24 protein-coding genes and 1 tRNA gene are annotated in these 26,350 nt (G+C 70.6%); 12 read left to right on the top strand and 13 right to left on the bottom strand.

Features of this window, described 5'->3' with window-relative positions; translation table 11 throughout:
• Window positions 1-5: 5 nt before the first annotated feature.
• The 3 genes from NL112_RS16830 (at window position 6) to NL112_RS16820 (ending at window position 4,385) form a co-directional block, all read left to right on the top strand.
• Window positions 6-1,646, top strand: a complete 1,641-nt coding sequence (locus NL112_RS16830; RefSeq protein WP_255150011.1) for a BGTF surface domain-containing protein — start codon at window positions 6-8, stop codon at window positions 1,644-1,646.
• Window positions 1,647-1,844: 198 nt separating this feature from the next.
• Window positions 1,845-2,960: a BGTF surface domain-containing protein gene (locus tag NL112_RS16825; protein ID WP_255150010.1), complete on the top strand. Its 1,116-nt coding sequence runs from the start codon at window positions 1,845-1,847 to the stop codon at window positions 2,958-2,960.
• A 150-nt stretch (window positions 2,961-3,110) separates the two neighbouring features.
• On the top strand, window positions 3,111-4,385 hold the full coding sequence (locus NL112_RS16820; RefSeq protein ID WP_255150009.1) for a right-handed parallel beta-helix repeat-containing protein: 1,275 nt from the start codon (window positions 3,111-3,113) through the stop codon (window positions 4,383-4,385).
• Between the two features lie 80 nt (window positions 4,386-4,465).
• Here NL112_RS16820 and NL112_RS16815 read toward each other — a convergent pair whose 3' ends face one another.
• Together NL112_RS16815 and NL112_RS16810 are read right to left on the bottom strand one after the other, a co-directional pair.
• Window positions 4,466-5,077: an ArsR/SmtB family transcription factor gene (locus NL112_RS16815; protein ID WP_255150008.1), complete on the bottom strand. Its 612-nt coding sequence runs from the start codon at window positions 5,075-5,077 to the stop codon at window positions 4,466-4,468.
• Between the two features lie 4 nt (window positions 5,078-5,081).
• Window positions 5,082-6,452, bottom strand: coding sequence for a S8 family serine peptidase (locus NL112_RS16810; RefSeq protein WP_255150007.1), 1,371 nt, complete (start codon window positions 6,450-6,452; stop codon window positions 5,082-5,084).
• 171 nt (window positions 6,453-6,623) lie between these two features.
• Between NL112_RS16810 and NL112_RS16805 the strand changes: the two genes are divergently transcribed.
• Window positions 6,624-6,698: transfer RNA gene (locus tag NL112_RS16805), tRNA-Glu, on the top strand.
• A gap of 83 nt (window positions 6,699-6,781) precedes the next feature.
• On the opposite strand, the gene NL112_RS16800 is transcribed toward NL112_RS16805, so the two are convergent.
• The 6 genes from NL112_RS16800 to NL112_RS16775 are packed head-to-tail and all read right to left on the bottom strand — an operon-like array spanning window position 6,782 to window position 12,050.
• Window positions 6,782-7,507, bottom strand: a complete 726-nt coding sequence (locus NL112_RS16800) for a hypothetical protein (protein ID WP_255150006.1) — start codon at window positions 7,505-7,507, stop codon at window positions 6,782-6,784.
• Window positions 7,504-8,562, bottom strand: coding sequence for a heme o synthase (cyoE, locus tag NL112_RS16795; protein ID WP_255150005.1), 1,059 nt, complete (start codon window positions 8,560-8,562; stop codon window positions 7,504-7,506). The genes NL112_RS16800 and cyoE overlap by 4 nt, the downstream gene beginning before the upstream one ends.
• Before the next feature lie 2 nt (window positions 8,563-8,564).
• Complete coding sequence (locus NL112_RS16790; protein WP_255150004.1) at window positions 8,565-10,325, bottom strand: cytochrome c oxidase subunit I; 1,761 nt, start codon at window positions 10,323-10,325, stop codon at window positions 8,565-8,567.
• A 1-nt stretch (window position 10,326) separates the two neighbouring features.
• On the bottom strand, window positions 10,327-11,301 hold the full coding sequence (locus tag NL112_RS16785; RefSeq protein WP_255150003.1) for a halocyanin domain-containing protein: 975 nt from the start codon (window positions 11,299-11,301) through the stop codon (window positions 10,327-10,329).
• A 6-nt stretch (window positions 11,302-11,307) separates the two neighbouring features.
• Complete coding sequence (locus tag NL112_RS16780) at window positions 11,308-11,466, bottom strand: hypothetical protein (protein ID WP_255150002.1); 159 nt, start codon at window positions 11,464-11,466, stop codon at window positions 11,308-11,310.
• A 59-nt stretch (window positions 11,467-11,525) separates the two neighbouring features.
• Window positions 11,526-12,050, bottom strand: a complete 525-nt coding sequence (locus NL112_RS16775) for a P-loop nucleotide/nucleoside kinase family protein (protein WP_255150001.1) — start codon at window positions 12,048-12,050, stop codon at window positions 11,526-11,528.
• A gap of 140 nt (window positions 12,051-12,190) precedes the next feature.
• Here NL112_RS16775 and NL112_RS16770 point away from each other — a divergent pair, with 140 nt between their 5' ends.
• Window positions 12,191-12,484 (top strand): hypothetical protein, encoded by a 294-nt coding sequence (locus NL112_RS16770; protein WP_255150000.1) that lies wholly within the window; start codon window positions 12,191-12,193, stop codon window positions 12,482-12,484.
• A gap of 37 nt (window positions 12,485-12,521) precedes the next feature.
• Window positions 12,522-13,103, top strand: coding sequence for a protein sorting system archaetidylserine decarboxylase (locus NL112_RS16765; RefSeq protein ID WP_255149999.1), 582 nt, complete (start codon window positions 12,522-12,524; stop codon window positions 13,101-13,103).
• Between the two features lie 7 nt (window positions 13,104-13,110).
• Here NL112_RS16765 and NL112_RS16760 read toward each other — a convergent pair whose 3' ends face one another.
• Window positions 13,111-13,545 carry a PIN domain-containing protein gene (locus tag NL112_RS16760; protein ID WP_255149998.1) on the bottom strand — a complete coding sequence of 145 codons (435 nt, stop codon included), beginning with the start codon at window positions 13,543-13,545 and terminating at the stop codon, window positions 13,111-13,113.
• Window positions 13,546-13,797, bottom strand: a complete 252-nt coding sequence (locus NL112_RS16755) for an AbrB/MazE/SpoVT family DNA-binding domain-containing protein (protein WP_255149997.1) — start codon at window positions 13,795-13,797, stop codon at window positions 13,546-13,548.
• A 116-nt stretch (window positions 13,798-13,913) separates the two neighbouring features.
• On the opposite strand from NL112_RS16755, the gene NL112_RS16750 reads away from it, so the two are divergent.
• The 3 genes from NL112_RS16750 to NL112_RS16740 all read left to right on the top strand — a co-directional run bounded on the left by NL112_RS16750 (window position 13,914) and on the right by NL112_RS16740 (window position 17,523).
• On the top strand, window positions 13,914-15,098 hold the full coding sequence (locus tag NL112_RS16750) for a lactate 2-monooxygenase (protein WP_255149996.1): 1,185 nt from the start codon (window positions 13,914-13,916) through the stop codon (window positions 15,096-15,098).
• Between the two features lie 119 nt (window positions 15,099-15,217).
• A complete protein-coding gene (locus NL112_RS16745) occupies window positions 15,218-16,567 on the top strand; it encodes an arylsulfotransferase family protein (RefSeq protein ID WP_255149995.1) in 1,350 nt (449 codons plus the stop codon).
• A 56-nt stretch (window positions 16,568-16,623) separates the two neighbouring features.
• Window positions 16,624-17,523, top strand: coding sequence for an alpha/beta fold hydrolase (locus tag NL112_RS16740; RefSeq protein WP_255149994.1), 900 nt, complete (start codon window positions 16,624-16,626; stop codon window positions 17,521-17,523).
• A gap of 33 nt (window positions 17,524-17,556) precedes the next feature.
• Here the strand turns inward: NL112_RS16740 and NL112_RS16735 are convergent, their stop codons facing one another.
• Window positions 17,557-17,904: a MoaD-like domain-containing protein gene (locus NL112_RS16735; protein WP_255149993.1), complete on the bottom strand. Its 348-nt coding sequence runs from the start codon at window positions 17,902-17,904 to the stop codon at window positions 17,557-17,559.
• Window positions 17,905-17,974: 70 nt separating this feature from the next.
• The gene (locus NL112_RS16730) at window positions 17,975-18,391 is read right to left on the bottom strand and encodes a GNAT family N-acetyltransferase (protein WP_255149992.1); all 417 of its coding nucleotides are present in this window, start codon (window positions 18,389-18,391) and stop codon (window positions 17,975-17,977) included.
• A 468-nt stretch (window positions 18,392-18,859) separates the two neighbouring features.
• Between NL112_RS16730 and NL112_RS16725 the strand changes: the two genes are divergently transcribed.
• The 3 genes from NL112_RS16725 to NL112_RS16715 all read left to right on the top strand — a co-directional run bounded on the left by NL112_RS16725 (window position 18,860) and on the right by NL112_RS16715 (window position 20,782).
• Window positions 18,860-19,156 carry a hypothetical protein gene (locus NL112_RS16725; RefSeq protein ID WP_255149991.1) on the top strand — a complete coding sequence of 99 codons (297 nt, stop codon included), beginning with the start codon at window positions 18,860-18,862 and terminating at the stop codon, window positions 19,154-19,156.
• A 40-nt stretch (window positions 19,157-19,196) separates the two neighbouring features.
• Complete coding sequence (locus NL112_RS16720; protein ID WP_255149990.1) at window positions 19,197-19,382, top strand: hypothetical protein; 186 nt, start codon at window positions 19,197-19,199, stop codon at window positions 19,380-19,382.
• 170 nt (window positions 19,383-19,552) lie between these two features.
• Window positions 19,553-20,782, top strand: coding sequence for a cohesin domain-containing protein (locus NL112_RS16715; protein ID WP_255149989.1), 1,230 nt, complete (start codon window positions 19,553-19,555; stop codon window positions 20,780-20,782).
• A gap of 50 nt (window positions 20,783-20,832) precedes the next feature.
• Here NL112_RS16715 and NL112_RS16710 read toward each other — a convergent pair whose 3' ends face one another.
• Window positions 20,833-26,349: a PKD domain-containing protein gene (locus NL112_RS16710; protein WP_255149988.1), complete on the bottom strand. Its 5,517-nt coding sequence runs from the start codon at window positions 26,347-26,349 to the stop codon at window positions 20,833-20,835.
• Between the last annotated feature and the right edge of the window lies 1 nt (window position 26,350).

The following is a 26,350-nucleotide window of genomic DNA, read 5'->3' as shown; positions in this document are numbered from 1 at the left end:
GACGCGTGACCGGCGGGGCGCGCCTGCTCGTCGCGTGGCTCCTAGTGGCGTCGGTCGCAACGATGGCCGTCGCTCCTGCCGCCGGCACCGACGCCCCGAGTGCCGACGGGAACGCGACGCTCGTGGTCGAGGGCGACCGGCTGACCCTCGCGAACGCGACCGGGCAGGCCCTCTACGGGCGGACGGACCTGCCGCCGGGGGAGACACTGACGGTGATGCTCCGCGCGTCGGGGACCCGTCCGTTTCTGAAGTCGACCGAGACCACGGTCGATGCGGCGGGTCGCTTCCGTGCCACCTTCGACTTCTCGCTCGTCCAGCCGTCCACGACGTTCGACGTCCGCGTGATGCACAACGGCACGGAACTCACGCGCGGCCGGGGCGAGACAGTCGCCTGCGACGGCGACTGTCGTACGCCGCCGAGCCGACCGACGGCGACGCTGTTCCCGTACGCGCCGAACGCGACGCTGTCTGCCGGCCCCGGCCAGGCCATCCACGGGCGGACGAACCTGTCGGCCGGCACCGAAGTGACGGTCAGGCTCGCGGCCGAGACCGGTCGCGTGCCCCCGCTCGTCACGACCGCGGTCGTCGACCAGCGGGGGCGGTTCCGCGCCGTCGCCGACCTCCAGGGCGTCTCCCCCGGCACCCGACTCGACGTGACGGTCCACCTCCGGAGCGTCCGGCTCGACGCCGAGCGCGTGCGAGTCGGGCCCTGCGAGCGGAACTGCGCGCCACCGCCCGGCGCCCGCGACGACCTGGCCTCGCCGTTCGTCGACCGGAACGGGAGCGTCGTCGACACCGTCCGCGGCGGGACGGTCGGACTCCCGATTCTGGTCGGCGACAGGGGCCGGGCGACGCTGTCGGTCGGCGGGCCGAACGGGAGCTACCGGTTCGACGCGGTGCTGGTCGACCGCGACGGCGACGGCGAGGTCACGGTGCTTTTCGACACCGGCGCGGCGGGCAACCTCTCTCGGGCGCTCGGGGCGGCCGGCCCTTCCGACGAGGTGCGCATCAGCGGCACGCCCTCCCTCCCGCCGAACGGTAGCCTGCTCGATGCCGGCGAGTACCCGCTGACCGTGTTCCAGGGTGCAAACGCCGGCGGGACGCCAGCCCTGCTGGTTGTCTACCCACAGTCGAGCGACAGCGATGCGGTGACCGAGTTCGGCTTCGGCCGCACCCCGCTGACCGTCGAGCGTGGTCGGACGGCGACCCTGCCGCTCCGTCTCGACGAGTCCCGGACTGCGACCGTTGTCGTCGACGGCGAGGCGTACTCGCTCCGGGCCGTGGTCCGGGACGGCTCCGGTGACGAGCGCGTGCGTCTCGACTACGAGACGACCGGGGACGGCCGTGTGTCGCTCTCGGCGGTCGCCCCAGCCGACGAGGTCCGGGTGCTCGAGCGTGCGGGCGCGCTGGCGGCCGGCGAGTACGACCTCTCGCTGTACCGGGGGACAGTGCCCACCGGAGAGGAGCCGCCTCCGGACCTGTGGGCCGCCCGCGGCACGCTCATCGTCGCGGAGTCGCCCGGCACGCCCACGGGTGGCGACACGCCGGTCGACCGTCTCTCGCTACCGGCGCTCGGGGCGCTCGGCCTCGGTGGCCTGCTCGCGGTCGTCGGGCTCTCGCTGTTGACCGGCGTCGTCGAGCGGTAGCGTCTCTCACTCGTCTGAAACGGCCGCTAGCGACCACGAAACCACTCAATTCTGGATTTAAGCTTACGTCGGGGTTACTTGTGTGCCACCGCTACGAACGGATGCAGTGAGAGTCAGACGCCCACCCCGTACTGCCGCGGGGCACGGTCCCCGTACAGCAAGCCAACCACTCCCCTCCCTGCGGACGGAGGTGATGCGGTGAACCGTCGCCTGCTCCCGGTCGTCGCGCTAGCGGCGGTCGTCGGCCTCGGCGCCGTGGTCGGCGTGTACGGCCTGATTCCCTCACAGGCCGGCGCCGACGGCGGCCCCGCCAGCCCCACCGCGACCCCGGTCCCGGGGTCGGACGCGCCCGTCCAGTTCGCCGCGGGACCGAACGAGCAGTCGACGCTCGAAACCGCCCCCGGTCAGACAATCGGCGGCGAGACGGCGCTCGACCCCGGAACGAACCTCACCGTCCGTCTGAAGAACTCGGGCGCCAGCCCGTTCCTGTTCACCGCGGAGACGACCGTCTCCGAGGACGGCACCTGGTCGGTGGCGTTCGACCTCTCGTCGATCGAGGGCGACGGTGACATGCAGGTCGCCGTCTACCGCGGCGACGAACTGCTGGCCAACACCACGGCCGGCTACGAGTCGACCGGGCCGGCGCCCGACGACTCGACTGACGACTCCGCCGACGCTGGTGAGGACACCGACGGCGGTGAGTCCGACGACACCGACGACGGCCCGTACGGTCGGTTCGTCACCGTCGACGGCGAGGAGATACAGGTGCGCGCGGCATCCGAGCAGGTCGTCCGCGGCGAGACGTCGCTAGAGCCCGGAACGACGGTGACGGTCCGCCTGCGCAGTGCCGGCTCCGACCACCCGTTCCTGCTCTCCGAGGACGCCACCGTCGCCGAGGACGGCACCTTCCGCGCGACGTTCAACCTCTCGGAGACGGACGCGGGCCAGACGTTCGACGCGGCCGCCATCCACGACGGCGAGACGCTCGCGCGGTCGAACGGCACCATCACCGAGGCGCCGTCGGAGACGGCCAGCCTCGAGTACGAGGGTGACGCCGTCACGCTCCGGAGTGCGACCGGTCAGACGGTCTCCGGCACCACGAGCCTCGACGCGGGTCAGCACGTCGCGGTCCGAATGCACGGCTCCGGCGAGTCGCCGTTCCTCAAATCGCAGTCCGCGACCGTCACGGACGACGGCACGTTCTCGGTGGCGTACAACATGTCCGGCGTCGACGAGGGCTCGCAGTTCCGCGTCGTCGTCGTCCACGACGGCGAGCGACTGACGTACGCGCCCGGCGAGGTGGCCGCCGCGTAAGGTCGCGGCCAATCGCCCCGTCTCACCCCCTTTTTCCCCGCTTCGACAGACGACCACGCGAACTCCTCCCCGACAGATGTTCACACAGACACGTCACCGACAGTCGAATCGTACCGAACGACCGCCGACCAGCTCGCGGAGGGACGGCCCGTGAGAGCCACGGCCCGCGCCGTCGGACTGCTGGTGGCCGCGCTCGTCTGCTGTGGCCTGGTCGCCGCACCGGCGGCCGCGAGCGGCGACGTGCTTGTCGTCGACGACGACGGAGACGCCGACTACGCGACCATCGCGGCCGCAGTCGGAAACGCGAGCGACGGCGACACCGTCCGCGTCCGGCCGGGCACCTACGACGGCGGCGTTCGCCTCGACGACAACGTCACCGTCGTCGCCCCGGACGGCGCGACGGTCACCGGTCCCGGTCCCGGGGCCGGCGAGTCGGCCAGCGACGTCGCGTTCCGGGTCGAAAGCGGCAGTCACGCGGCGCCGGTCGTCTCGGGATTCACCGTCTCCGGGTTCTTCTACGGCGTCGTCGGCTGGAACACGACCGGCGACTGGGTCGTCCGGAACACCACGTTCGAAGGGCCGCTCAGCGGCGGCGTCATGGCGATGTCGTCGCGGGGCGACTGGCGCGTGGAGAACGTCACGGTCCGGAACGCCTCGAGCGCCGTCACCGCCATCAACGCGGACGGCGACTGGGTCGTCGAGGACAGCGTCGCCCGCGACGTGGAGACGGCGTTCGAACTCGAGTCGACGACCGGCGCGTGGACGCTCCGGAACGTCACCGTCGCCGGAGCGGCGGGCGTCGAACGCGACGACGCGTTGCTGGTCGCCGTCACGGTCCAGAACGCCAGCGGCGACTGGACCATCGTCGACTCGACGGTTCGCAACGGCGTCACCGGCGTGAGCGCCTACGAGACCAGCGGCAACTGGAGCGTCGTCGACACCCGGTTCCACAACCTCAGCGAGTCCGAGCGGTACGACTTTCTGATGCCGCCACGGCCCGAGGGAACCGCCGTGTTCGCCGGCGAATCGACCGGCGCGTGGAGCGTCAGGGGGTCGACGTTCGTTCAGGTGACCAACGCGGCCATCGACGCCAGCGGTGCGGCGTCCGGTGGAGCGGCGACCGGCAACGCGTTCGAGTCAGTGGGCGCACACTGCGTGGGTGCAGTCGACTGTGGCGACGGCCACGGCTCACCGACGCCTCCCTCGCCCACGGCGACGGTGACGCCGGAGCGGCCGTCGACGCCGACGCCACACACCGACCCGGGCACCGGGACGGAGCCTAGCCCGTCGCCGTCGCCCCCGTCTCCATCGACCACGGGAGCGTCGACTCCCACTGACGGCGACGGCTCGCTCGCCGCGTGGCTCGCGCTCGCGGCACTGGTCGTCGGGAGCCTCGCCCGCGTTCGCACCGGCGGCGGCGACTGACGCCGGCCGCCATCGGTATCGCCGGAGCTCTCGAACGACGGCCGACGCGACGGCCCGTAGAGACGCGTCGCCGACGTGCGTCAGTCGGAAAGCGTCAGTGCGACGACTGCCGCGATGCACAGACAGCCGGCGAAGAAGACGACGCCGGGTTCCAGCACCTCGAACACGAGCCAGGCCGGCGTCCCCGTCGTCGAGGGGTCGAGCGGCCCGTAGCTCGACGGGCCCGCACTCCCTCCGGCGATGGCCGGTCGGAGCAGTCGCTCGGCGCCCCACTGGACCAGGAGGCTCGCGCCGGCCAGCAACGCCAGCCCGCCGACGACGTTGCCCAGCGACCGCTCGACGAGCGGGAACCGGTCGTCGTCGCCGACAAACACGAGCGGGTCGCTCGCCGGGCCGTAGACGGTCATCTCGTTGCCCTTCTCGGAGTAGGCGGTGTCGATGGGCTCGACCAGCCCGACCTCCTCCAGTTCGGTGAGGTGGTAGTGGAGGTTCTGGACGGAGGTGTCGAGACTGTCAGCCAGTTCTGAGGCGGTCGCCGGCTCCTCGAACAGCGCGCGGACGACGTGCCGGCGCGTGTCCGACGAGAGAGCATCGAGCACCTCGTCGGTGTCGTCGTCGGCCATCTCGAGCACCCGGGCACGCTCGTCGGGCGTCGCGGTCCGGTTCTGGAGACGCTCTATCGGGCTCGCCATCCTGTTACTCACCGGTTGGACCACCGCGTAGTAAGCCCTGTCCGTAGCTCAAATCTCGGCTTGAGTGGTCGGTGCTGGCGTTTCCGGCGGCGTCGACCGCCCGCTGTGGGGCGACGAGGCCGTGCCCGGCGACGGGGTCGGGCCCCTCAGGGCCGGCGTCGCGAGCCGTCCGCTGGAGCGTCGCCGCAAGCGCCTCCGGCGACTGCTCCGGATTCGCCTCCAGCGCGAGCGCGGCCACACCGGCGGCGTAGGGGGCCGCCGCCGAGGAGCCGACGAGCCCGCCGGGCTCGCCGGCCGCACGCAGTCGGTCCGGGGCGACGACGTCGACGCCGCGCCGGCCGTCGGTCGTCGGGCCGGCGGAGCTGAACGGTTCGACTCGGTCGTCGGTCGGGTCGTAGGCGCCGACCGCCAGCGCCGCGTCCGCCGTCGCGGGTGCGACGATACTGCCCGCACGCTCGCGGAACTGGAAGCGGTGGGTCGGCGAGGACACCGCGATGCGGGTGCCCGCCCGCTCGGTCGGCCCGCGGACGACGACGTAGTACGTCCCCGCGGGGTCGACCCGGGCGACGATGCGCTCGTTCGGCAGGTCGTCGCCACTGTACGGCTTCGAGCGTGCGACCAGCCGGGTCGTGGTCCCCTCGACGCGGTGGAGTTCGAGCGTGATGTTCCCCGGCGCCGGTCGCTCCGGGGCCGACAGCCACAGTTCCAGCCGCCGACTCTCGCCGTCGAGCAGGTAGTTGCGGGGGCCGTCGGGGAACTGGTGGCGGCCGTCCGTTCCCGGGCTGAACGTCCCGCTCCAGTGGCTTCGCCCGAGGTTGCCCGCGGAGGCGACGAACAGCGCGCCGTTGTCCGCCGCGAGCGCGGCCGCCGCCGAGACCGCCGAGGAGCCGTCGCCGGGCGCCCCGTAGAACGCGACCGGAGCGACCACGACGTCGACGTCCTGCCCGAGCGCCCACGCGACCGCTTGCTGGAACTCCGGCGCGGTGTCGAACGTGGCGAGATACAGGTCAGCGTCGGGGGCCGTGCGGGCGACCAGCGACGCCGCGGCCGTCCCGTGGTCGTTCCGGCCGCCGTTGGCCGGCGTCTCGCGGTCGGCGAACGCCCGTGCGGTCGCGACCCGCCCGGCCAGCGCCGGATGGTCGGTGTCGAACCCCGTCACGCCGACGACGGCCACGTCCACGCCCTCGCCGGTGAGGCCCGACGCGTGGAGGGGAGCGAGGTCCGTCGTCGCGTTCGCGGCACTGGCGGGGTCTGCAGGGCTGTCCGCCGACGGCCCGGCGACCGAGATGGCGGCGACGCCGATGCCGGCCACGAGTAGCGCGACCAGCACCGCCATCGCCACGAGTCGGCTGTCGAGAGCGATGCGGGGGGACATGAGGGACGGTGGCTCCCGGGGGCTTGCCCGAGGCCTCTCAGGAAGCGACAGCGCACCACGGGGCATAAGTTTCCGGTTCGGGAACAGGTCCCCGCCGAGACCGTGCGGAATCACCCCACAGCGATGCCGAAGCGCAACCGTTATACACCAACCTCCGCAACGATAGGATGCGCTCCGTTGGTGTAGTCCGGCCAATCATCTTGCCCTCTCACGGCAAGGACCAGGGTTCAAATCCCTGACGGAGCACTTCTTCGCGTCGTCACGGCGTACCCGTCCAGCGACCGATTTGCGTCGGGGCCGTTCCCCTCTGCCGACGATGCCCGGCCGCCCTATCCTTCGTCTATCATCGGGAGGCTCCGCGTGAACCGCCGGACGAGGGTGCCGTCCTCCGCGAGCAGGTCAACGCGGAACCGTTTGGTCCCGGTCACCGCCTGCATGTCGTCGGCGAGGACAGTGAACTCGTAGGGGGGTTCCTCGTCGACGGTGAGCCGCCGGTCGCCGCTCTCGACGACCACCCGGTCGACGCCGGCCGACTCCGTGAGGTGGCAGTGGACCGTCGTCGTCCCGTTGCCGGCGGTGCCCTTCACGCAGGTGAGGTCCGGCGTGATGTCGGGGCCGCCGTCCCCGAGCGACGACCGGAAGTCGATGGTCATCGGGGCGATGGGGAACGTGCCCAGCAGGACGACGAGCGCGAGGAACACCGCGAGACTGGCGTTCGGCAGGTGGAGGTGGCTCCCCAGCGAGAGATGTCGTCCCTGCCTGCGGAGTCGCTGGTAGACGGGGATGACGACGAGGTGGTGGAACGGGCCGTAGACGACGAGGACGAAGCCGTAACTCGCCGTGAATCTGAGGAACCACAGGTCCGGGAAGTACGACCGGACGACGTTCGACCCGGCCCAGAGGAAGAACCCGAAGAACAGCAGGGCCCCGCTCTTGAGCGCACGCCACGAGAGGCTGTTCGCGTAGTACACCGTCAGCAGGGTGTTCCAGAGGCTCCTGACGCTTCGGGCGGCCAGTTCGACCGGCGACGCGGTCCCGCCTTCGGTCGCCGTCATCGTGTCTCACCGCGGATGCGCTCCCTGACGCGGGCGGCGCCGCCCGACACCCTGCCGACGGTGCCGGCGTGGGCCGCCCGGCCGGCGCTCACGACGCCGTCGACCAGCGACGACGGCGCGGCACGCACGCCGCGCAGACTCGGCCGTCGTGCCCAGAGCCACGCGAACGCCGCGAACGCGAGGACGGCGGTGACGGCGAGCGTCCCCCGCGCGGGTGCCGCGAGGAGGCCGTCGACGGCCCACGCGGGGAACAGCACAGCGAGATAGCAGTTCGACGTGAAGAACGCCCGCACCGCCGTCGCCTCGGTCGCCTGCCGGCGGTACTGCCAGTACGCCAGCAGGAACAGCGGCGACCCCACGGCGGCACCGACGGCGTACACCGACCCGGTGACGGGGACGAGAGCCGCCGCGCTGGCGACGGTCGCGACGGCGGCGTACCAGACGACGCGGGCCGTCCGGTCGGGTGGGGTGACGGCGGGGAGCGTCGGGACGCCCACGGCCCGGAAGTCGTCGCGGTAGACGACGGCGAGCGCCCAGGCGTGAGCCGGCGTCCAGACGAACACCAGCGCGGCCGCCGCCAGCGCGACCGGGTCCAGCGGCCGGACGGCGACCCACCCCGCGAGGACGGGGAACGACCCCGCGGAGCCACCGAGGACGACGCCCAGGCGGGTGCGGCGCTTGAGAAGCACCGTGTAGAGACCGACGTACGCCGCGACCCCGGCCCACATGTAGCCGACCGATGCGAGCGGGAGCGTGACGACGCCGACGGCCGTGCCGGCGGCCAGCAGTCCGACGGCGAACAGCAGTGCCGCGCGCGACGAGAGGTCGCCGCTCGGGAGCGGCCGGTCGGCGGTCCGCTCCATATGTCGGTCGATGTCCCGGTCGTACCAGCAGTTGAGCGCCGCCGCGCCGCCAGCGACCAGCGCCCCCGCCGCGAGGAAGCCGGCGACCTGCAGGGGCCGGCCCCCACCGGCCGCGAACAGGCCACACAGCCCGGTCACCGACAGCAGTGCGACGATGCGTGGCTTCACCAGCGAGAGCAACTGTCCGAACATGGTCAGGGGCCGACCTGCCACACCTGTGACAGCAGGAGCCAGTTCAGCGCCCACAGGACGACGAACGTGGCGAGGAACACGAGCGTGAACACGAACGTGCCGCGCATGCTCTGGTGGTGGGGGGTGTCGGCCTGCTCACCGCCGTCGGAGCGAGGCTCCGACGAGGTTCGCGCTCCGCGCTCACCGCCGTCGGCGGCGGCCCGGAGCGCGGCGATGCGGGCGTCGCCCGTGAACTCACCGCCCACGAGCAGCGACCCGACGGCGATGGCGACGAACAGCGCGCCCCCGAGGATGGCGAGGACGGCGGTGACGCCGAACACCGCGAAGAACGGCGCCGCGGGTTCGAACGAGAACTCCGTGCCCGGGATGTTCATCACCGTGGGGTGGCGACGCGGCACGCCGAACAGCACGCCGAGGTACATCATCATCAGCGCGACGATGCCCATCGCGCCGCCGTAGATGTACGGCTGGACCGTCGCCAGCACGCCGCCGACCCACTCGCGGCCGAACACGAGCCGAATCACGTAGTAGCCGAGCCCCATGAACGCCAGCGTCGTGCCCGTCGCGACGGTCGCGTGGAAGTGGCCCGGCACCGCGAGCGTGTTGTGCCACGTCATGTTGAGCTGCATCTGCCCCATCATCACGCCCGTGATGCCGCCGAGGAAGCCGAACAGGATGATGGAGAGAATCGTCGCGGAGAATCCGGGGTCCTTCCACGGCGCCGACCAGAGCCACCCGAACAGCCCGCCGCCCTTCCCCTTCCGACGGCGACCCGCTTCGAGCCCCGCGGGGATGGCGAACGCGTGAATCATCGACGCGACGACCGCGCCGTACGCCGCGTAGGAGGTGTTCCAGAGCCGCCAGCCCAGTCCGACCGCCGGGTCGGACATCAGGTGGTGGGCCGCGCCCATGTTGATGAAGAACAGGTAGAGGACGAACGCGAACCGCGACACCTTCTCGGAGGCGACCTCCGCGCCGCCGACGACGTGGGTCATGAAGTACCAGACCGTAATCATCGCGAGAAGGTTGATCTGCTGGCTCCCGTGGCCGATTATCCAGTACATCTGCCGGTACCACGCGGCGTCGATGTGCGCTATCCAGCCGATTCGCCAGAACAGCGTCGGCACGTAGGTGATGAGCCCGCCGACGATGGCCTCCGCGGCGACGATGGAGGTGACGAACGCCCCGAACGTGACGAGCGGGAGCGTCTTCGACGGGTGTTCGCGCTTCTCCCGCCAGACCGTGGCGAGGAACGGGACCGCCGCCACGAGCGCGCCGAGGAGGAACAGGTCGACGCCGAGGTAGAACGACGCGGGCGACGGGAGCGGCGCGTACGACGTCAGAAGCGGCGCCTGGTTCGGCACCTCCTGGGTCCACGTACCGTAGGTGATGACGAGAGCACCGACGACCATCACGGCGTACGCGACTTTCGACAGCCACTGGAGCGCGAGACGCCGCCCGAGCACGAACGAGCCGCCGACGTAGAGGATGGCTATCTCCATGAACACCATCCAGAAGATGAGCAGGTACCACGCGTGGACCGACAGGTAGCGGTAGAAGTCGCTCGGCGAGAGCAATCCGACCAGTTCCCAGCGGGTCAGCGCGACGAATATCGCGAATATTCCCCCGACCAGCAGGGCCACGATGGCGGTCAGCCCGTACAGTTTCACCATGTCCTCCGCGCTCTCGTGGATGCGGAGGCTGGTGACGCCACACGTCCGGAAACCGTCGTCGTCGTACTCGTAGGTGCTAAATCCGAACATATCATCTCACCTCCACGACGCCCTTCATCCCGACCGAGAGATGGGGCTGGCAGTAGTACGTGTAGACCCCCTCGGTTTCGAAGGTGTGTTCGAAACTGAACCCGCTGTTCTCTATCGGCTCGTGGCCCTGCCAGCCGGCGCCGTCAGGCTGGCTCTCCACGACGACGTTGTGGCTGTCGGAGGCCCACTCGAAGGTGACCGTCGTCCCCGGCGACACGGCGACTGCCGGCTGGTCGAACGCGAAGGTGCCGCCGTTGCCCTCCGCGCCGACGGTGACTGTGACGGACGACTCGCCGGTGTGGTCGGCCGTCGAGCCGTCGAAGTTGGCCGTCTCTCCGCCGGTCTCGCCGCCGAACCAGCCGCCGTACGGTGCGTCCTCGTCGCCGCCGGCGTCGGCCGCCTGCACCTCGCCGTCGTCGTAGTCGCGCACGAGGAACCGGCCGTGCATCGACCGGTGGCCTGTGCCACAGAACTCGTTGCAGACGACGTGGTACGTCCCGGGGTCGTCGAATGACATCTCGACGACCCACTCGTAGCCCGGCAACACCTGCAAGGAGAGTTGCTGGCTGAGGTTGTTCTCCTGCCGGACGGAGAAGCCGTGCTGGACGTCGTACGCCCCGAGATGGAACTTGTACGTCTCTCCCGGCCGCAGTACGACGGGCAGGCCGTCCCACGCCCACTGGAGGGCGCCGACGTACACGTCCTCGCCGGACGGGACGAGCAGTTCCTCACCGCCGACGGTGAGCCGACCCGCCTCCTGCTTGTACGACTGGACCTTCTGCCGGTAGCGGTCGGGCGATATCTCGTAGGTGGGGCCGATCTGGTTCTGCTCGCCAGCCTGCGTCCAGCCGAGCATCCACCCGAACAGCGTCATCGCCCACGCCCCGCTGATGCCGAGCCAGAGCGTCTCCCGCCGGTTCACCTCGCGGTTCCACCAGTTGCCGGTCGGGGCGTCCAGCGGCGAGTCCTCGTCCATCGTCGCTCACCCCCCGGCTACCGCCAACAGGTCGATGAGCCCCAACACGATGTACGACAGCGTGAAAAAGAGGATGGCTGCCAGCGCGAGCAACCACTCGCTGTCGAGCAACTGCTGGGGCCACGGTGCGTCGGCGTCGGACTCGCCTGTCGTTTCGCCCCTCATGGGCGGAACTCGTTCGGGACGGCGGTTCACCCTGGTCCCGAACGTGTTCGTGTGGGCCGCTACTGCTCGATACCCGGCGAGTCGCGCGGCGTCGCTCTGTCGACGAGCGCATCCACCTGCTCCATCGTCTCCTCGAGGCTCCCCGAGTTGTCGACGACGGCGTGCTCCCGACGCAGGGGTTCGAACTCCTCGCGGATGATGCGGTGGACCTCGAAGTCGGCGTCGCTCTCGTCGCCCTCGCGGGCGGCGATGCGCTCCCGGACCGTCGTCTCGTCGCAGTCGACACGCACGAGTTGGAACGGGACGCCGGTGTCGTCCGCGGCGGTCCGTGCTCCCTTGCGTTGCCAGCCACGTTTGAACGTCCCGTCGAGCACGACCCGTTCCCCATCGTCGAGTCGTTCGCGGCCGCGGTCGAGCAGTTCCGCGTACACGCGGCGCGTCTCCTCCGGCGTGTAGTCCGGGTCAGCGAGGACGTCCTTCCGGACCACGTCGGTCCGGAGCCGGACGGCGTCGAGTCGGTCCGCGATGGCCTCCGAGACGGTCGTCTTGCCCGCCCCCGGAAGTCCACAGACGACGATTAGCATCGGTTCGAGTCCTCCGGGGTCGGTCGCGCGCCGGAACGCGCTCGGTTCGGCATTTCGTCTCGACTCTGCCCCGGGTCCGACTTGAATCCATCCACTCGTCGCCCGACAGGTTCAATCCCCTCGCCCGACTCCCTCCGACGATGTATCTCTCACCGGCGGTGCGGACCATGCGCGAGGACCCGACGCCCGGGGTGGAGACGAGCCTGCTGGTGCGTCTCGACGACGGCGCCGACCCGGGGCCGGTCGTCGACGCCGTTCGGTCACGGGGCGGCACCGTCGATTCGGAGACGCGGTTCGGCAACCTCCACGTCGCCGTCACCGAACCGGAGGTGGCCGACCTGCTGGCGGCGCTCCCCGGGGGAGTTGCGGCGGTCGAGACGGTCACCTCGGAGCTGTCGGGCGACGCCGGCGAGGACGTCGACCCCGACGCCTGACCGGGGCGCTTTTCCCCGCGCCGCGGCCACGGGGCGTATGGAGTTCGCCCCCGGGACCTGGCGACTCGCCGCGCCGCTGTTCGTCGCCGCGGTGCCCGCAACCCTGCTGTTCGCGCCGCTCGGCCTCCTGCTGTTCGCGCTCGGCGTCGCCACCGTCCTGTTCCACCGCGACCCCGACCGACCGACCGCCGAGGGCGTCGTCTCGCCGGCCGACGGCACCGTCTCGGTCGTCCGCGAGGAGGACGGCCGCCTGCGTGTCGGCGTGTTCATGAGCCCGCTGTCGGTCCACGTCAACCGCGCGCCGCGTGCCGGGCGCGTCGAGTCGGTCGAGCACGTCCCGGGGGCGTACAAGCCGGCGTTCTCGAAGGACTCGGACCGCAACGAGCGCGTCCGCGTCGAGGGCGACGACTGGACGCTCGTGCTCATCGCCGGCTGGTTCGCCCGGCGCATCCACCCGTACGTCGACGTCGACGACGCGGTCGAGAAAGGCGAGCGCGTCGGCCACATCAGCTACGGCTCGCGGGCGGACGTGGTGTTTCCCCCCGAGTTCGATCGCGCGGACCTCGTCGTCGCGGAAGGTGACGGCGTGCGGGCGGGCGAGACGCTGGCCCGGCGGTGACGGGCGCTCATTCCGGGTCGTACGGGTTCGTCGCCGTGTCCAGGCGGTACACCTCGTCGACGGCATCGAAGTCGTCGTCGAACGCGTAGAGGTAGCCCAGCCCCTCAGTGTGCATGTACGCGACGAGACACGCGTCGACGAACGACAGCGGCCGGTGCTGTCTAAACAGCGCCTTCCCGGTCGCCAGCGCGTCGGCGGTGAGCGACTCGACGTGGAACCGGGCGTTCTCCTCGACCCGGTCGAGGAGGTCGACGGCCGCCTCGTGTCCAGCGTGCGTGGCGATCCCGTTCAGGGTCTCCGCGAGCACGTAGTCGAGGACGACTGCCTCCGGTAACGAGCCGTCGTCCACACCCCGCAGAATCGGAAGTGCGTCGTCGTGGGCGCTGTCCCGCCGGTACGCCGCGGCGAAGAGGACGGAGGTGTCGAGCAGTGCGCGGGGCATTCACTCGCCATCGACGCCCCAGGCGTCGTGGTCGGCGGTCGCGTCGGTCGCCGCCTCGCCGTCGTAGCCGTCGAATCCCGCGAACGTTCCGGTCTGCTGTCGGACGATGTGGACGCGAACGCTCCCGTCGTCCTCGACGTGCCACCGGAGATGGTCGCCGTCGTCGATGTCGAGTTCGCGGCGGATGCGGGCGGGGATGTTGGCCTGGTTGCCCGACACCTTGCTCTCGGCGTCGATGCGGTCGCTGCTCATGGTCGCACCGTGGCTCTCCGTCCTGAAAAGCGTAGTGTGTCGACACACTAGCTACTCGACGCAACACGACGCTGGCCCGGCGGTAGCTATTTGCGCCGCCCGTCGTACTCCCGGTCATGAGCGACAGCGAGACGCGCGGCCGCCAGCGCATCACCGAGATATACGTCAACGGGATGGCGGGTATCGACCCGGACATCCCGACCGACTTCGAGGAACTCGAATCGGAGGCGTTCGAGGCGATGAGCGAAGAGGCGTGGGGGTACGTGAAGGGCTCGGCCTCCTCGGAGGGGACCGCGGCGAGCAACACCGAGGCGTTCGACCGCTGGCGCATCCTCCCGAAGATGCTCCGGGGCGTCGACGAACGGGACCTCTCGGTCGAACTGTTCGACACCGAGTACGACGTGCCCGCCTTGCTGGCGCCCATCGGCGTCCAGTCCATCTACGACGACGACGGCGAACTCGCGGTCGCGGAGGGCGCGGCCGCACAGAACGTCCCGATGTGCGTCTCCACCGTCTCCTCGTACACGATGGAAGAGATAGCCGAGGAACTGGGGGACACGCCCCGGTGGTTCCAGCTCTACTGGTCGCCGAACCGCGACCTGGCGAAGTCGTTCCTCGACCGCGCCGAAGAGGCGGGCTACGAGGCCATCGTCGTCACCGTCGACACGCCGCTGGTCGGCTGGCGGCCCCGCGACCTGCAGAACGGCTACCTCCCGTTCCTGGAGGGCGAGGGACTCGCCAACTACTTCTCGGACCCCGTGTTCCGTGAGTTGCTGGACGTCGACCCCGAGGAGAACACCCTGCAGGCGGCCCAGACGTTCCTCGACGTGTTCGGCGACGCCGGCCTGACGTGGGACGACCTCGACTGGCTCCGCGAGCAGACGGACCTCCCGATCATCGTCAAGGGCATCCTCGACCCGGCGGACGCCGAGCGGGCAATCGTCCACGGCGCGGACGGCATCGTCGTCTCGAACCACGGCGGCCGGCAGGTCGACGGCTCAGTCGCCGCGGTCGAGATGCTCCCCAGCGTCGTTGAGGCGGTGGGCGACGAGACGACCGTCCTGTTCGATTCGGGCATCCGCACGGGGAGCCACGCCATCAAGGCGCTCGCGCTCGGGGCCGACGCCGTCCTGCTGGGTCGCCCCTACATCTACGGGCTGGCACTCGACGGCGCGAACGGTGTCGAGACGGTGTTGAAGAACTTCCTCGCGGAGTTCGACCTCACGATGGGGCTGGCCGGCCACGACACCGCCGCCGACCTCGACGAGGAGGCGCTCGTCCACGAGGACGAGTTGCCCTGACGGCCAGGGAGTCAGCGGCCCGGGCGGTCGGCGGCACGCGGACTCGGCTGACGGTATCCACCGACTACCCGTAGTTTGACGGAGGATAACTTTCGCCGGGGGCTGGTAATCCGTGTCTGATGGAGCCGCGACACGTCCGGGTCACGTTCGGAGCGGTCGTCGTCCTGCTCGCTCTCTCGTTGGTCGGCAGTTACGCCACGTCCGCGAGCGGCATCACCGACCGGTACGAGGAGGGAGCGACGGTCGAACCGGCGCCGAACACCACCGTCGTCACCACCTCGCCGCGGCAGTCGACCGACGCCTCCATCGTCGCGTTCGCGCCGGACGGAAGCGTCCGCTACTACAACGAGACGTACGACTACTACTTCGACGTCGACCCCGTCGAGGGCGAGTCGGGCACCGTCGAGTACGTCGCCGTCGAGTGGTTCACGGACGAATGTGCCGCCGAGAGCGCGCTCGGACGCGGCGACCCCTGCTCGCGGAGCGTGGTCGAGCGGCTCGACCTCGATACCGGCGAGACGACGCGGCTCTACTCGTACGCCTCCCGGCCGGTCGACATCGGCGGCTGGCACGACGTCGACCGCATCAACGCGACCCACCTGCTCGTCGCCGGTAGCGTCGAGGACCGCGTGTTCATCGTCGACACGACCACCGACACCATCGAGTGGCAGTGGCAGGTCCAGAACCGGTTCCCGCTGGCGTCGGGCGGCCGGTTCCCCACCGACTGGGCCCACGTCAACGACGTGGAGTATCTCGACGACGGCCGGGTCCTCCTCAGCGCACGCAATCAGGACACCGTCCTGTTCATCGACCCCGGCGAGGGCGTCCAGCCGTCGTGGTCGCTCGGGGGCGACGGCCGGTACGGCGTCCTCTACGAACAGCACAACCCCGACTACATCCCCCGCGAGCGTGGCGGCCCCGCCCTGCTGGTGGCCGACTCCGAGAACAACCGCATCGTCGAGTACCAGCGGACCGACGGCGGCGCGTGGACCCGCACGTGGACGTGGCAGGACTCTACCCTCCAGTGGGGCCGGGACGCCGACCGCCTCCCGAACGGTCACACCCTGATAACGGACTCGAACGGCAACCGGGTCATCGAGGTGAATGAACAGGGGGAGGTCGTCTGGAGCGTCCCCGTCGATACACCCTACGAGGCCGAACGCATCGGGACGGGCGACGAGAGCGCGGGCGGTCACAGCGCACGCTCGCTCGGCCTCGAGTCCCGGACCGTCACCGGCAAGGGCTCCGCCGACGCCGACACGGCGTCACCCCTGATGCAGGCGGTGGTGTTCGTCCGCGAACTGCTCCCGCCCATCGTCGCCAACGGCTTGCTGTTCGTCCTCCCGCCGTGGGTCGACCTCCTCGACGTGTTGCTGGGCGCCGCCCTCGGCGGCACGCTCCTGGCGTGGGGGGTCGCCGAATTCCGGTGGTCGGCGTACCGGCTCCGGTCTCCCCTCGAGCGGCCGTAGCGTCGCCGGACGACGCGGGGCCGCACTGTTATCTCGTCGCCGCGCCTATCGGTCGCATGCAGACCCCGACCAGCGCCGGAGACGACGTTCCCGAGACACCGGCCTCAGCAGTCGAGTCGGGATGCGTTCACACGAACGGCGTCGAAACGTACTACGAGCGGCGTGGCGAGGGCCCGGTCGTCGTGTTCGTCCACGGCGCCATCATGGACACCCGGATGTGGGCGCCACAGGTAGCGGAACTGGCCGACGCCTACACGGTCGTCACGTACGACGTTCGCGGTCACGGCCGCACCGGTGGCTCCGCGGCGGCGACGTACTCGGCGGGTCTGTACGCCGCCGACCTCGATGCACTGCTCGACGAACTGGACGTCGACCGGGCCGTGCTCTGTGGCCTGTCGATGGGCGGGATGATAGCGCAGATGTACGCCGCCCGCCATCCCGAACGGGTGGCGGGTCTCGTGCTGGCCGACACGTTCACGCCCGCGCCGCTCGGGTGGGCCGGTCGCTTCCTGTTTCTGAACGACCGACTGGTCGCCCTCGTGAGCCCGTACATCAGCTACAAGCGGCTGAACTACCTGAAACTCCGCGTCGGCAACCTGCTCGCCCCCGGGGTGGCGGGCGACGTCGAGACGGTCCAGCGGCTCGTCGAGGAGGGGCCGACGATGGCGCCGGCGGAACTCCGGAAGGTGGTCGACTCGCTGGCGGCGTTCGCCCGCGGCGAGTTCGACCCGGCGGCGATACGCGCACCGATGCTCGTGCTGTACGGCGAGCACGAACCGGCGCTTCTGGCCGACATGGCAGACTACCTGTGTGCGGCCATCCCAGACGCCGAGATGCTCGTCGTCCCCGGAGCCGGCCACGCGTCGAACCTCGACAACCCGGGGTTCTTCACCGATGCCGTCCGCGAGTTCCTCGCAGAGGTGGACGAGCGCGAGCGGACGGACGCCGTCGACTGACCTGCCGTCGACCGACGGCGCGACGGCCCCCGCTTACCCCGGCGCGCGGAACGCCTTGAGGCGGAAGTGGAGGACGACCCGGTCCACGACGTCCGGCCGTCCGGTCCACGTTATCTCGATTTCGGTCAGCCGGTACGAGGGGCCGACCGGCACCGTCCGGGTAGTGAACGCGGCGCGCCAGTCCTCACCCACGACCTCAGCCGGGCCGCGCTGGACGCCGCCGAGATGTTCGAGATAGCGGACGGCCTGGGCCGGGGTGAGCCCGCGGAACCGCCGCGTCACGCGCAGGACGCCGTTCTCCAGCCGTCGCTCGACGGGCGGGATGGCGTCGAGCGACGCACGCCGCCGCTCCAGCCACGCCGAGTCGCCGTGTGCGTTCATGCCCGAGATACGTCGCCTTCGAGCATAGCTGTTGTCGGCCGGTGGGCCTGCCGGATGCGCGAGACGTCGGTCAGTCCGACCGGCGCATCAGCCGCAGACCGCCCACGTCGTCGGTGAACGCCCACTGTTCGTAGAACTCGACCATCTCCTTCTGACAGTAGAGGTCGACCGCCTCGGCGTCCCGCACCGCGGGATGGGCGAGCAGTTCCTCGACGACGCGAGCGCCCAGCCCCCGGTCCCGGTAGTCGGGCGCGACCACCACGTCGTACACGAACGCGCGGTAGGTGCCGTCCGTCAGCGCGCGGGCGAACGCGACCAGCCGGCCGTCGGCGTCGCGGTCGACGAGGCCGACGACGGCGTCGGTGCGCGCGACCATCCGCTCGACGCCCTGGCGCGCGCGGTCGGCGGCCCATCGCGTCGTCTCCAGCAGTCCGACCAAATCACGCATCTGTTCGTCGGTGAACGTTTCCACGCACTCGGTGTCCATAGCTGTGCCACGAACGGCCGCGTCAAGCCCGTTACGGCCCTTCGGTAACGAGTATCATACCTGCCAAAAACTTAATACATATCGGGTTGCAGAGCAGGGTGAACACGGAACGGAGGTTCCACGATGAAGACTACGACCTACATTCCGGCGCTCGCCGCTGCGGAAAGCGGTAGCGCTGGCCTCGGCGTGGGTCGTGGAACGTGGAACGTCCGTACCGCGTCCCCGACCTCCGCCACGTAGGCGGGTCACGTGACCCGCCGCCACCGAGGCGACGGGTCGGAGGACGCCACGTTTCTCCCACCTCTCGTCTCGGACAGCCACGGTAGGGTTCGGTGTGACCGCCGTGTGACGCCCCGGGTCGGTCGCTGGTCCGACCCCGGGCGGTACGCCCTCCGACCAGCCGCAGCACTCCCGTCAGCCACAGGTGTCCCGTTCGGGTCGCGCGTTCGAATCGCGCCGGGAGCGTCCATGTCAGTGCACATGGCAGAAGTCGAGGCCGCCGCCGACCTCGAACTCCGGGTCCCCCGGGGTGAGGCCGGCGCCCTCGACGACGGTGCTCGCCAGGTGTTAGCCAAGATCGACTGCGTCCGCGAGGTCGAGGTCGAGCGCATCGACGGGATGCGCCCCGACGCCTTCGACCTCTACGTGGACGTTGCCGCCCGGCTCGCGCTCGATGCCGAGCCGGAGGCCGACCGCGACGAACTCCGCGCGCGACTGCGCGACGGGTTCGGCGTCACCGAGGTCGAGCGCCTCGACGTCCGATGACGGTACCGCACACGACCATGCCAACCACACCATACACACGATGCAACGAAACGACGCACGCACCCGACGCACCGACTACGAACAGTCTCGACCCGCCCCCAGCGCGGCCGCCTCGCTGACGCTCGCGGTCGCCCTCCCGGTCGCCGTACTGGCCGTGACCGCCGCGCCGCCCGCGACGGCGTTGCTGGCGGTCCTGCCGCTCGTCGCGGCCCGCTACCGGCGGTAACGGTAGGCAGGTCGACATTTCCGTTTTGTAACCCGACATCGCGCCCGCTTCGATAGCCGAGCGTCCCGACACCGTTAAGCGGATTGCTACCACAGTCCGGCCCGAATGTCTGTTCTCGGTCGGTCACGGTCCGAGTCGAGTCGCCGCGTTCGGGGTGGGGGGTGGTTGCCGTGAGCAGTCGTACGCTCGCCGTCGGACTCCTCGTCGTGACGCTATGTCTGCCCGCCGTCGCCGCCGGCACCGCACCCACGTCGACGGTGAGCGTGGACGCACCCGCGACTGCCGCACCCGGCGAGACGGTGACTGCGACCATCCGCATCGACGCCGAGTCGTCCGTGTACGCCGCGGAGTTCGAGCTGTCGTACCCGTCGGCCGGCGCCGCGACCCAGGCGACGCCCGGTGGGTTCCTCTCGGCGAACGCCAGCACGTTCGTCGTTGCTAACCGGGTCAACGAGAGCGCCGGCCGCGTGTCGTTCGGTGAGAGTCGCCGAGACACGCAGACTGGCGTCACCGGCGAGGGCGTGCTCGCGGAAGTGGACGTGACGGTTCCGACCGACGCGTCCGGGACGGTAGCGCTGTCGCTCCCGTCGGTGAAGCTCGCGGCGCCCAACGGCTCGGCCGTTCCCGTCGCCGTCGAGAACGCCACCGTCGACGTGGAGACGGACGGAGCCCCGACGGCAACGGCGACTGGCCCGTCGGACGCGCCGGCGGGTACACCGGCGACCGTCACACCCACCCCGTCCGACGGCGTGATTCGAGCGACTGCGACCCGGTCGGCCCCGGGGACCGTGTCCGTCTCGGCGACCGGCGGCGGGACGGTCGTCGCGTCGCTTCCGGAGACGGAGGTCGGAGACCGTACCGGCGTCAGGCTGACCGACCTCACCGTCCGGTCAGTCAGCGCCGACCGGTTCGACGCGACCGTGCGCGCGGTGTCACCCGACGCGGCCGGCTTCGAGGGGCCCGAGCCGCCGGTGCTGGCGGCCTACAACATCTCCCACTCCGTCTCCGGCGGCGAGTACGGCCCCGTCCGCTTCCGGTTCACAGTCTCCGACGAGCGACTCCTGGAGGTCGGTGCCGGGCCGGAGGGCACCGGGCTCTACCGGCTCACCGGCGACGGGTGGACCCGGCTACCCACGACCACCGTGGAGTCGACCGACGCGGGTTACGTGTTCGCCGCCCGGTCGCCTGGGCTGTCGACGTTCGCCGTCGCCGCCGAACCGGGCGCGAAGACGACTGCCGTGGCGTCGCTGACTCCGTCGCCGTCCCCGAGCGCGACGCCGACGGCGGTGCCGCCCGGCACGACGGCCGAGTCGCCGAGCGACGCCATCGGCCCCGGCCTCGGTGCCGTCGCGGCGCTCGTTGCCCTCGCCGTCGTGGCCCTCGGCGCTGGCCGTCGCTGACGTAGCCACTCCTCGACCTAGTCACGAAAGAAGGGACGGCGTCGCCGTGCTCAGTCTCGGCGGAGCGCCAGGAGCGCACCGGCGAGCACTGCGACCAGCGCGAGGACGGCCGTGAAGCCGGGACCGCCGTCGGCGGTCGGCGTGCCGCTCCGGGTTGGAGTAGCGGACCGCGTCGCCGATGGCGTCGCCGTCTCGTCGCCGCCCGTGTCGGCGGGGGTCGCCGTCGGCGTCGGCGTGTCGGCCGGCGTCTCGGGCGTCGCCGCCTCGTTGACGGTGACGGTGCCGGCCGTCTGGTTGCCCACCGCGAGCGTGTAGGTGCCGGGTTCGTCGAACGAGTAGCCGAACACGGCCGTCGCGGTGCCGTTGGCCGGGACGCGGACCGTCCGGCTCTCGCCGACGGAGTCGCCGTCGACCGAGAGGCTCACGGTCGCGTCGCCGGGCGCGTCCCCGTCGTTCTCGAGGGTCGCGCTCACGGTCACCGTCTCGCCGACGGCCAGCGACGTGGTGCTCACGTCGGCGCTCGTCTGCGAGATGTCGGGTGAGCCGGCGGTGCCGGCCGCGCCGCCGGCGGTGCCGCCGTCGTCGCTCGGACTGGTCGGGCCGGAACTCGACGGTGGCCCACTCGGGCTCCCGCCGTCACCGGTCGAGACGGTGAACGAGGCCGTCTCCGTCGTCGACTGACCGACCGTGTCGGCGACGGTCACGCTGAACGTGTGCGAGCCGTCCGAGAGCCCGCTGGCGTCGTACGTCACCTCGCTCGCTGTGACCGTCGCGCCGGACGTGACCGTCTGGCCGTCGAGCGTCACCTCGACCGAACTCGTGTCGATACTGCTGGCGGCGTCCGAGTAGGTGGCCGACAGCGTCGGGCTCGACGTCGAGAGGCTGGCCCCGTCGCTCGGGTCCAGCGTCACCGTCGGCGGCGAGTTGTCGTTCGTCACGGTGAACGACAGGTCGAACGTCTCGCTGTTGCCGGCGTTGTCGACGACCGTCACCGACACCGTGTGGCTGGTGCCGGGCGAGAGACCCGTCGCGGTGAACGTCGCGTAGTCGCTGGTCACCTGCGTGTCGGCGTCGTCGGTCACGTCGGTGCCGTCGAACGACACGCTCACGGCGCTCGCGTCGACGCCGGTGAGATTGTCCTCGTACTCGAACCGCGCGGTCACCTCGTCGGTCGCCGCCGCGTACTCGGTGCCGTCGGCCGGCGACGAGGCGGTCAGCGTCGGTGCCGTCTCGTCGCGGACGGTCGCGCCGTACGTCGAGAAGTGGTCGACCGTCGTCAGGTAGTACTCGTCGGTGACGCCGTTGGCGAGCGTCACCTCAGCGATGCGGGTGTCCTCCAGCTCCCAGCTGTCCGTGCTCGGGTTGTAGTACCGGATGGAGACGGCACTCGGCGTCACGCCCGACGGGAGCGCGGACTCGTTGACCGGGAGGCCGATGGTCGCGTTCGAGAGGTTCTGCGAGAGCGCGGTACCGAGCTGGCCGTCGATGAATCGGGCGCCACGCAGGTCGGCGGCCAGCGGCTGGAGCGGGGTCGCGCTGTCGGTGATGGTGACGAACGTGTTGTTCACCTCGGCGGTCGTGTTGAACCGGACGAACGAGCCGGACCGCTCCACGAAGACGGTCACGGTCTTGTTCTCGGTCGACACCGTCTCGAGGACGGAGCCGAACGAGTCGGTGCCGCGGTTGCCGGCCTCGTCGGTGGCGGTCGCCAGTCCGCTGTAGAGCCCGCTCTGATTCACCTCGAAGGTGCCCGTGTAGCGGGTCGGGCTCGCCTGCGACACCGCGAGGCTACTCGTGGAGCCGTTCGGCGTCCGCAACTGGACGGCGATGGAGTCGCCGTCGAGCGTGTCGCCGTTGGTCACCGAGAGGTTGACCCGCGCGGTCGTGTCGTCGACGCGGGTGACCGTCACGCCGAGCGCGGGCGCCACGCGGTCGAGTTTGACCGGGGTGCCGGCGCTCGCGGTGTCGGTGTTCCGGGCGGGGTCGGTCGCCACGGCCCGCACGTCGAACGTCCCGTCGTCCGGGAGCGAGGTGAGGTCGGCCGTCGCGGTCCAGGTGCCGTTGTCGAGCGTCGCCGGCACCGGCACCTCGAAGTTCTGCGACTGCGCCGAGAGGACGAACGTGACGTTCGCCGCCTCGCCGGGCGTCCCGTCGGCCGTCGCGGCGAACGACGCGGTGCCGTTCGTCACGACCGTCCCGCCGACGGTGTTCGGGCCGGAGACGTCCGTCACCGTCACCGTCGGCGGCGTGTTGTCGACGGAGACGTTGAGCGTCTCGGTCGCGGCGTTGCCGACCGAGTCGGTGCTCTCGACGACCACCTCGTAGGAGCCGCTCGGGACGGCGTCGCCGGTGTCGTCGGTCGCGTTCCACGTCAGCAGTGCGCTCCCGTCGGCCGGAGCGTCCGACAGCGTCGCCACGGTCGCCCCTGTCGAGGCGTTCCGGACGAGCGCGGTCGAGGCGTTCGGGTGCGTCTCGGTCACGTCGACCGACAGCGCCACCGGGTAGTTCGTACTCACGCGGTCGGTGTGGTCGCCGGCCAGTTCGATGCGGGGCGCGCGGTTGTCGACGGTGAACGTCCACGACGCCTCCGTCGCGTGGGAGGCGTTGTCCGCGACCCCGACCACGAGCGTCTGCTCGTTGGTGTCCGAGACGGCCAGTTCGGGGAGCGTTACCTCTAGCGCGGTCGGCGTCACCGACGCGTTCTCAAGCGACACCGGCTGGCCGTTCGCCGCCAGCGACACGGACGCGGGGTCGACGCCGCTGTCGCCCGCCACGTCGTCGTCGCTGTAGGTGACCCGCACTGTCGGCGTCGAGTCGCCGAGCAACGTGCCGTTGGTCGGCTCGACCGAGTCAACGTCGGGCGGCGAGACGAAGTCGAACGCGAACGTCCGGTTCGCCTGGTTGCCCGCCGCGTCCGTGGCCGTCACCGTCACGCTGGTCGGCCCCTCAGGCCAGCCGTCGGTGGCGACGACCGTGTCCTCGGCGCCGGCGGTCGCGTCGCCCGAAGTGTTGCGCGCGAACGTCGCGGTCACGTCGCTGGCGTCCTCGTACGCGAACGTCAGGTTCGTACCGTACATTACGCGGCCCTGCTCGGGCCCGACCAGTTCGACGGTCGGGGCGACGGTGTCGACGATGAACGTGCGGTTGGTCGTCGCCGACGCGAACGGTAGCGTCCCACCGTCGCCGTCGACGAGTCGGAACTCGACGGTGTGGCTCCCGTCAGCGAGCCCCTCCAGCGTGACGGTACCGCTGTCCTCGGTGTCGCTTCCGGCCGCGACCTGCCAGGCGCCGTCGTCGACGCGGTACTCCGCGTGGTCGACGTCGCCGGCGTTCCGGTTAGCTATCTCGTAGGTGACGAGCGGGCTGTCCGTGCTCCGGTAGGCGCCCTCGACGGGTTCGAGGACCGAGACGCCGGGCGCACGCGTCGTGTTCACCGTCAGCGTCTCCGTCGCGGTGTTGCCCGCCGCGTCGACCGCGGTGACGGACACGGTCAGCGTCCGACCGGGCACCGTGTAGACGGTGTCGGCCGTCGGCGTCGACGTGGTCGCGTTCGTCGTCCCGTCGCCGTCGAAGTCCCATTGGTACTCGACGACATCGCCGTTGTCCGTCGTGCCGGAGGCGTCGAACGTCGAGGTGACGTTCACCACCGCGGGCGTCGGCCCGGTCAGCGCCGGGTCGGGCGCGATGGTGTCAGCGACCGTCACGTTGGCCGTCGTCGCGGTGTCGGCGTTGCCGCTGGCGTCGACCACCGTCACCGCCGGCGTGAACGTCCCCATCGAGGGGTAGACGTACGCCGTCGTCCCGTCGGTCGTCGTCCGCTCGACGGTGCCGTCGCCGTCGAAGTCCCAGCGGTACTCCGCGACGGCGTCGTTGTCGGTCGACTGCCGGGCGTCGAACCCGACCACCGAGACGTTCAGTTCGGCGCTCGTGCGGTTGGCGCTGGCCGACGCCGAGGGCGGCACTTCGTCGACGACGGAGACGGTCGCCGTCGCCGTGTCGGTGTTGCCGTCGACGTCGGTGACCGTCAGCGCGACCTCGTACTCGCCGCGCGCATCGTACGTGTGGTCGACCGTGGCGCCGGTCGCGTTCGCCCCGTCGCCGAACGTCCACGCGTAGGATGCGATTTCGGTGTTGTCCGAGGAGGCGGAGCCGTTGAACGTCCCCGCCTCGGAGACGTTGAGCGCGTCCGGTGCGGCGACATCGGCCACCGGCGCGGTGCCGTCGACGATGCTCACGGTCGCGGCCGTCGCGGAGCCGCTGTTGCCCGCACGGTCGGTGGCCGTCACCGTCACGTTGTACGTGCCACGCGCGCCGAAGGTGTGCATCACCGTCGCCGAGGTGGTGTTAGCGTCGACCTGTCCGTCCTCGTCGAAGTCCCACTCGTAGTAGGCGACCGCACCGTTGTCGGTCGTCCCCGAGGCGTTGAACGCCACGGGCGCGTCGAGCGTCTGCTCGGTCGTGTTCGCCTGGACGGCGACGCTCGGCGGCGTCGTGTCCGAGACGGTGACCTCGGCGTACGCGGTGTCGGCGTTGCCGCTGGCGTCGACGACCGTGAGGCTCGCGTTGTAGCTACCTGTCTCGCCGTACGTGTGCTCGACGGACGGCGACTGTGTCGTCGTGTCGACTTGGCCGTCGCCGTCGAAGTCCCACTCGTAGGAAGCGATACCGGCGTTGTCGGTGGACGCCGACCCGTCGAGCGTCACCGCGTCCCCGAGTTCGACCGACGACGAGGACGGCGAGACCGCCGCGGACGGTGGCTGACCATCGATGATTTCGACGGTCGCCGTGTCCGTTGCGCTGTTGCCGTCGGCGTCGGTCACCCGGAGCGTCACCGTCCGTGTGCCCGTCGAGTCGTAAGCGGTCGCGGCGGTGGGGTCGTTGCCCGAGACCTCGTACTGGCCGTCGTCGTCGAGGTCCCACTCGTAGCTGTCGATGCGGTGGTTGTCGGTCGAGTCGCTCGCGTCGAAGCCGACGACCTCAGAGACGTTCGCTGTCGACAGGTTCGCCGTCGCCACCGCTGTCGGCGGCGTCGGGTCGACCGTGTCGATGGTGGCGTTGACCGCCCGCGTCGGGACCGAGTTCTGGTTCGGGTCGCTGATCTTCACCGTCTCGAAGGTCACCGACGTGAGCGCCCCGAGCGGCTTGCTCGTGTCCTCCGTGGCGATGAACTCCACGTACGCCACGTCGCCGGCGCCGGTGACGCCGGTCTGCTCCTGTCTGGCCTCACCGTAATCGACCACGCCGGTCGAGTTGTCGGTGCTCGCGCTCGCGATGAACGCCGCGCCCCCGTCCTTCGTCAGGTACGTCCCCTGTTGTGGGTTCGTGGCGTTCAGCACCGACTCGTTGAACCCGAGTTCGAACTGGATGCCCGATATCTCGGGCCCCTGTGTTCCCGGTGCGGTGTCGTATCTGACCGCGAGCACGACCGACTCGCCCTCGCTCAGTGTTACCTCGGTGTCGTTGAGCGATATCTCTCCCTCGTGGCTCGACGCCGCGACGCCCCCGACGAAGGGGACGACGGCGGCGAGCACGACCAGCGCCGTGAGTGTTAGTGCGCGTGTTCTCATC

The sequence above is a fragment of the Halorarius halobius genome, from assembly GCF_024298865.1.
In the GTDB taxonomy this organism is placed as follows: Archaea; Halobacteriota; Halobacteria; order Halobacteriales; family Haloarculaceae; genus Halorarius; species Halorarius halobius.
This window is presented reverse-complemented; position numbering and strand designations above follow the sequence as displayed.